Origin of the sequence: Pseudomonas fluorescens, assembly GCF_005938625.1 — a bacterium.
Lineage (GTDB): Bacteria > Pseudomonadota > Gammaproteobacteria > Pseudomonadales > Pseudomonadaceae > Aquipseudomonas > Aquipseudomonas fluorescens_BD.
Genome location: NZ_VCNJ01000086.1, coordinates 1 through 5352 on the forward strand (window position 1 = coordinate 1; position 5352 = coordinate 5352).

The 5352-nt window shown below is 53.8% G+C and carries 8 protein-coding genes; 3 read left to right on the forward strand and 5 right to left on the reverse strand.

The genetic code is table 11. From position 1 onward, the window contains the following. Both FGA82_RS32740 and FGA82_RS29765 read left to right on the forward strand, forming a co-directional pair. A partial coding sequence (locus FGA82_RS32740; RefSeq protein WP_171057389.1) for an RHS repeat-associated core domain-containing protein occupies positions 1 to 1140 on the forward strand: 1140 nt, incomplete at its 5' end. After that, positions 1137 to 1565, forward strand: coding sequence for a DUF6896 domain-containing protein (locus FGA82_RS29765; protein WP_141129864.1), 429 nt, complete (start codon positions 1137 to 1139; stop codon positions 1563 to 1565). The genes FGA82_RS32740 and FGA82_RS29765, both read left to right, overlap by 4 nt. Before the next feature lie 75 nt (positions 1566 to 1640). Here FGA82_RS29765 and FGA82_RS32270 read toward each other — a convergent pair whose 3' ends face one another. The 4 genes from FGA82_RS32270 to FGA82_RS29780 form a co-directional block, all read right to left on the reverse strand. Continuing rightward, positions 1641 to 1808, reverse strand: coding sequence for a hypothetical protein (locus FGA82_RS32270; RefSeq protein ID WP_007914082.1), 168 nt, complete (start codon positions 1806 to 1808; stop codon positions 1641 to 1643). Between the two features lie 122 nt (positions 1809 to 1930). Then, positions 1931 to 2356, reverse strand: coding sequence for a glycine zipper domain-containing protein (locus FGA82_RS29770; RefSeq protein ID WP_095124920.1), 426 nt, complete (start codon positions 2354 to 2356; stop codon positions 1931 to 1933). Between the two features lie 137 nt (positions 2357 to 2493). Next, positions 2494 to 2865: a glycine zipper domain-containing protein gene (locus FGA82_RS29775; RefSeq protein ID WP_016983669.1), complete on the reverse strand. Its 372-nt coding sequence runs from the start codon at positions 2863 to 2865 to the stop codon at positions 2494 to 2496. A 324-nt stretch (positions 2866 to 3189) separates the two neighbouring features. Continuing rightward, the gene (locus FGA82_RS29780) at positions 3190 to 3378 is read right to left on the reverse strand and encodes a hypothetical protein (protein ID WP_122594862.1); all 189 of its coding nucleotides are present in this window, start codon (positions 3376 to 3378) and stop codon (positions 3190 to 3192) included. A gap of 240 nt (positions 3379 to 3618) precedes the next feature. Here FGA82_RS29780 and FGA82_RS29785 point away from each other — a divergent pair, with 240 nt between their 5' ends. Next, a complete protein-coding gene (locus tag FGA82_RS29785; protein ID WP_141129865.1) occupies positions 3619 to 3903 on the forward strand; it encodes a hypothetical protein in 285 nt (94 codons plus the stop codon). A 60-nt stretch (positions 3904 to 3963) separates the two neighbouring features. Here the strand turns inward: FGA82_RS29785 and FGA82_RS29790 are convergent, their stop codons facing one another. After that, positions 3964 to 4284, reverse strand: coding sequence for a YbjQ family protein (locus FGA82_RS29790; RefSeq protein WP_141129866.1), 321 nt, complete (start codon positions 4282 to 4284; stop codon positions 3964 to 3966). Positions 4285 to 5352 lie beyond the last annotated feature (1068 nt).

Here is a 5352-nt window from a genome sequence, read left to right on the forward strand (position 1 = left end):
AACCTGCTGATGCAGGACCGCCCCGGCCCGAGCCAGATCAAGGGCAACCGCCTGCTGATGCAGGGCGACCGCCACTATGACTACGACGCCTTCGGCAACCTGATCCGCGAACGCCGCGGCCGCGCCCAGACCCTCGTCACCGAATACCGCTACGACAGCCAGCACCGCCTGATCGGCCTGACCCGCCCCGACGGCCAGACCGCCAGTTACCGCTACGACGCCTTCGGCCGACGCATCAGCAAAACCGTCGGCGACGACACCACCGAATTCTTCTGGCAAGGCGACCACCTCGTCGCCGAAAGCAGCGAAAGCGAATACCGCAGCTACGTCTACGAACCCGGCACCTTCCGCCCCCTCGCCTTGCTCGACGGCAAAGGCCCGAAAAAAGCCTGCCCCTTCTACTACCAGCTCGACCAACTCGGCACCCCGCAGGAGCTCACCGACTACAGCGGCGACATCGTCTGGTCCGCGCAATACGACGCCTACGGCAAAGTCGCCGCACTGACCCTCGCCGGCGAGGATTACCTGAACCAGCCGCTGCGCTTTCAGGGGCAGTATTTCGATGGCGAAAGCGGGCTGCATTACAACCGCCACCGGTATTACGACCCGCGGGTGGGACGGTATCTGACGCCGGATCCGATCAAGTTGGCCGGTGGCTTGAATCAGTACCAGTACGTGCCGAATCCGACGGGGTGGGTGGATCCGTTGGGGTTGAGCTCCAACTGTCCGCCGCCGAATAAGCCTGGGTGTGAGGTGCCGGGTGGAAGTGATGGGATTACGGTTGATGAAGGAGAGCCGAAACTACCGAACATTGCTCACAATATAGATCCAAAAACTTTGAAGCGAATACATACAATAGAGGGAAAGACCTCAACCAAGAAAGTCGAGGATTATAAAAATAAAATGCGCAACGGATACGATCCAGATGATCCCATCGATGTCATAGAACATGACGGCAACCTATATATTCTGGACGGACACCATCGCGCAGCAGCCGCACGGCAAACCTCAACAAATGTGACAATCAAACTCATAACCGACCTTATAAAATACGACAGAACTCTAAACAGTATTGAAGATGTAATAGAGTCAGCAAACAACGTAGGTTTAGACAGATTGGAGCATCGGAGAAGAAGATGAGCGATCAAAATGAAACTTTGGACATCCTGATAAATGACTTCATCTCCATGGTGGAGTCCAGCACGCTGATATTTGAGCGCAAATTTGGCACTCGAGACATTCGAAGGCTTTGGCGCACCAAGGCAATCAAGCGATGCGGGAGAGTTACTCGAGGCGTTAAATATGAATTGCATGGTATTGGCTGCCGCATCAATTTATCGACAGGAAGCGTAGATTTTGACTATGGCCCTAACGGTGAAATCAATGGCTTTGATACTTGGCGCCTATACAACTTTGCTTGTGACAGACCCTCTAAGCATAGAAAATATTGCGATGAAGAAACCATTAAAAAAGAACTCGCAGAATATCTGAAGCTAAAAAAAATCAAAAAAATGTCTGACATAAGTAACCTGTATGTATTGGCTGACTCAAAACAAACCGATTAGACACGACCACAAAAAGGGCCTGTTCACTCAGGCCCTTAAAACCAATTTCAGACTTTCTACCCACCCTATTCCCCCTCACTGCTCATCCTCATCCTCTTCATACTCCATATCCGCCTCATCCGAATCATTCAACGGCACCGTCGCATCATCCATCAGCGACCCTGGATCTTCATTCCCCGGATCATTGATAAACGGCAGTCCACTCGAACCTTTCTCTTCCTTGCCCTCAGTTTCGGGAGTCATGGCAAACCTCATCATCTCGTGGCGTGTATAACGTTCGAAAGGCCCTACAGCCAATCGTTCCGGAGTACGGCGAGCAAATACAAAAAACCCGGCAAAATGCCGGGTTTCCGTTTAACCCACCATCAATGATGGCGGTTTTTATGTTTGTTCTTGTTCTTATGCTTGTGGCCACCACCCGAATGAGAGCCACCATCGTCACCCAGATTATTGCCGACCGCACCGCCGGCCGCGCCGCCCAACCCTGCGCCAATGGTCGAACCGGTCGAGCCGCCGAGGCTGTTGCCGACGACCGAGCCACCCGCCGCGCCGAGACCACCGCCAATGGCAGCTTCGGTTCGATTGCGTTTATTCGCCCCAACGGCACTGCCGGCCGCGCCACCAACACCCGCACCTACCGCCGCGCCAGTACTGCCACCGAGTTGTCCACCGACCACATTGCCGAGCGCGCCGCCGAGTCCGCCACCTACAGCGGCGGTGCCATCACCGGCGGCCATCGCCCCTTGTGCTACCAGCAAACCGAAAAACAGTGCAGATAATGACAAGCGCATATGAACCTCACAGTTCCCGAAGCGGGACAGCTCGCCCAGACATGGGCCTATGTGAGATTGGAGACACCAACGGGGAAAACGTTCAGCCATGAAAAAGCCCGACATCAAGCCGGGCTTTTTCTGACAAAGGATCAGTCTCAGTGACGCTTGTGACCTTTGGACAAGTTGCTGCCCACTGCGCCGCCAGCCGCACCGCCCAAGCCTGCACCAATCGTGGCGCCGGTTCTGCCGCCCAGGCTGTTGCCGATCACCGAACCACCGGCTGCACCGACACCGCCGCCAATGGCCGCTTTGGTCCGGCTACCCTTGCGCGCCGCCATAGCGCTGCCCGCCGCGCCTGCTACGCCGGCACCAATTGCCGCGCCAGTGCTGCCGCCCATTTTCTGACCAACGACATTACCCAGTGCGCCACCCAGACCACCGCCCAGCGCCGCGGTGCCATCACCCGCAGCCATTGCACCTTGAGCAACCAGAAGCCCCAGAACCAGAGCGGGCAGTGTTAAACGCATGACGAAAACCTCAAGAAATTGGGAAGACAAAAAGGGCCAGGATTTAATGCCGTCGCCGCGCAAAAGTCCAGACGAAACCAGAGGCTTCGCGCACTAGGCGCCGATTGGACAGTGATTCTGGAAAAGGTTTTTTGACAGGCAAAAAAAAGCCCGCTGGGGAGACGGGCTGGAGACTTGCTTTCTAACGGATGGCTTCACCCTACTGCGGCAGACGTGAAAAGTTTGTGAAAGCCCAGCGAATTATCCGCTATCGCCTGTAAGAAATTTCTTCACACATTCAGCTATAAAAAACCCCGCTCAATGACGGGGTTATCTAGAGAAAGACTACTTTCTGGCTCGAGCAGTGACTTTGGGCAAGAATTTTGCCTTGGGTCCTTTAGGTGCGGTTGATTTGATCTTGCCAGTCTGCACCGGATCCTCACCAAAGCCTGCCTGATACTCGGTCTGGCCGCACCGTACGCAGTTATTGAAGGAAAACTCAGCACCATCGTCTTCGATATACGGATCAGTCATACCATCGCCCCTTCGCAACAGGTCAACACCGGCAAAAACCCTTTTGCCTGAAAAAATATCGACCTCCAAGGCTTTTGAGACTAGCCGGTCATTCCTGGACTTGTTATTCAGATCAGCCGACGCCCGACGAGCGGCCTACAAAATTCAAACACAACGATGAACCGTTGGTCACGCTTTGCTAAAGAATCCTGAGCACCGGCCGTTGCCCTTTTTCATACAAATGAATCTCAAGGAGAGAACATGCAAATCAACGGATTTCCCAATATGCCTGTCGTAAAACTCACGGACGAACAGATCGCAGCCGGCAAGGCTGGCGCTGAAAAACTCAAGGAGAAGATCGCTTCCGGTGAAATCACCATCAAGCATCCAGGTCCGGATACACCGGTTCTGCAACCTGGGGTCATTTACCATCCCAGCAAGCCAGTCGAACCCAACCCGCCTTCTGATACACCCCCTCTGGTCGCCATAGATACCCCACTAACCTATGACGAAAGAGGCACCGTGATCCTCAAGCCACAAGGCTGATTACACAGAAAGATCGAGCTCGTTCAATCTCTGAATGGGCTCACACACCGTCGAAAAAACTCAGCGCAACTTCACCGCTGTACCCGTCGCAAACACCACAACCATCCCGCCCTTGCCGCCGGGCATGCTGATCTCGAAATCCACCCCGACCACCGCATCAGCCTGCAGAAGGCGCGCACGCTCCCGTATTTCTTCGGTCGCCTGAATACGCGCCTCCTTCAAAGCCCGCTCCAGCGTCTGCGAGCGTCCACCGAAAAAATCGCGCATGCCGGCAAACATGTCACGTATCACATTCACGCCCTGTACCGACTCGGCGCTGACGATATCCAGGTACGCGGTGATCTGCCGACCTTCAATGGCGTGCGTGGTGGAAATGATCATGGAATGGCGTTCCTTTACTGATAGATAAGTCGGCGATTGTAATCGCTCAACGCTGAACTCAACTCGCCGCCAATAAAATCCGGACGCCAGAAAGCACAAAACCCCTGACTTCTCTCGAAATCAGGGGTTTTGTGTACTTAATGTGGCGGTGAAGGAGAGATTCGAAACTACCCGTTTGCGGTTTTTTGAGCATACCCCCCCGGTTTATAAGGGCTGCAGAGGAGCGAGTTTTTTAATCTCAGTCCCATGTCAGTCCCATGGGTTTTGCGCACCAGGTTGCAGAACACGGACGCGAAGGCCGTTTCAACGTTTCATGTTGACCCATGGGAAAAAGGTAATTTTGGTAATGCGGCATGAGGCAAGCTCTGGAAGCCTTGAAAATCGGGGCATTGAGAGCAGTAAGCAGAGGTAATAATTTGGTAAGTATGAGGTTAGAAAATTACCTTTCCTATGAGTAATCCCTTATAGCCCTCAAACCCAGTAAAACCGGGCACTTCAGAAATTATTACCCTAACTCTTACCTAAAATTACCTCTTGAGGTAATTAGTGAAAGCCAGGCATGACAAGGGCTGTAGCGCGTTTCTACACCTCGCTTACCAAAATTACCTTTTTCCCAGCCCACGTCTGAAAAATGGCCAAGACGACGTCCCTTTCCGACGTTTTTCACATCATGCAAATTGGCACTGGTCGCAAGTAAATCCTTGGTTACGCTGTGCAATACCAGAAAATAACGGAGAGCCAAGCAGGCTGGGCCTTACAGCCGTTTTGCAAGCGGACTGAGCGGTGTCGGATTCCCAACTGGTGCGACCAGTGCCGAAAACGAAAACATCCTGTGCGGTAGGTTTTTCAGGGCGTCGCCCCTGCACGCCGTGCGTTTCATTCCCTTGGCCAACTCGTCGACGCTCCGTTACGCAGTGCAACTACCTTTGCTCTTTTTTGCAAAACCTTGCACTGCGTGCAATCGCTACAACGCCAACAGCCCCCGCAGCAGGCTTGGCCAGAGCAGGTGTTTGCACCACTCTGGCCTTTGCATAAAAAAGGGACGCAAAGCCCGTCGGCGGGAGGGGG

Bases quoted from the DNA above. Each gene is read 5' to 3' on its own strand.
- FGA82_RS29765 (WP_141129864.1), top strand. From the start codon at position 1,137: ATGAGCGATCAAAATGAAACTTTGGACATCCTGATAAATGACTTCATC.
- FGA82_RS32270 (WP_007914082.1), bottom strand. From the start codon at position 1,808: ATGACTCCCGAAACTGAGGGCAAGGAAGAGAAAGGTTCGAGTGGACTG.
- FGA82_RS29770 (WP_095124920.1), bottom strand. From the start codon at position 2,356: ATGCGCTTGTCATTATCTGCACTGTTTTTCGGTTTGCTGGTAGCACAA.
- FGA82_RS29775 (WP_016983669.1), bottom strand. From the start codon at position 2,865: ATGCGTTTAACACTGCCCGCTCTGGTTCTGGGGCTTCTGGTTGCTCAA.
- FGA82_RS29780 (WP_122594862.1), bottom strand. From the start codon at position 3,378: ATGACTGATCCGTATATCGAAGACGATGGTGCTGAGTTTTCCTTCAAT.
- FGA82_RS29785 (WP_141129865.1), top strand. From the start codon at position 3,619: ATGCAAATCAACGGATTTCCCAATATGCCTGTCGTAAAACTCACGGAC.
- FGA82_RS29790 (WP_141129866.1), bottom strand. From the start codon at position 4,284: ATGATCATTTCCACCACGCACGCCATTGAAGGTCGGCAGATCACCGCG.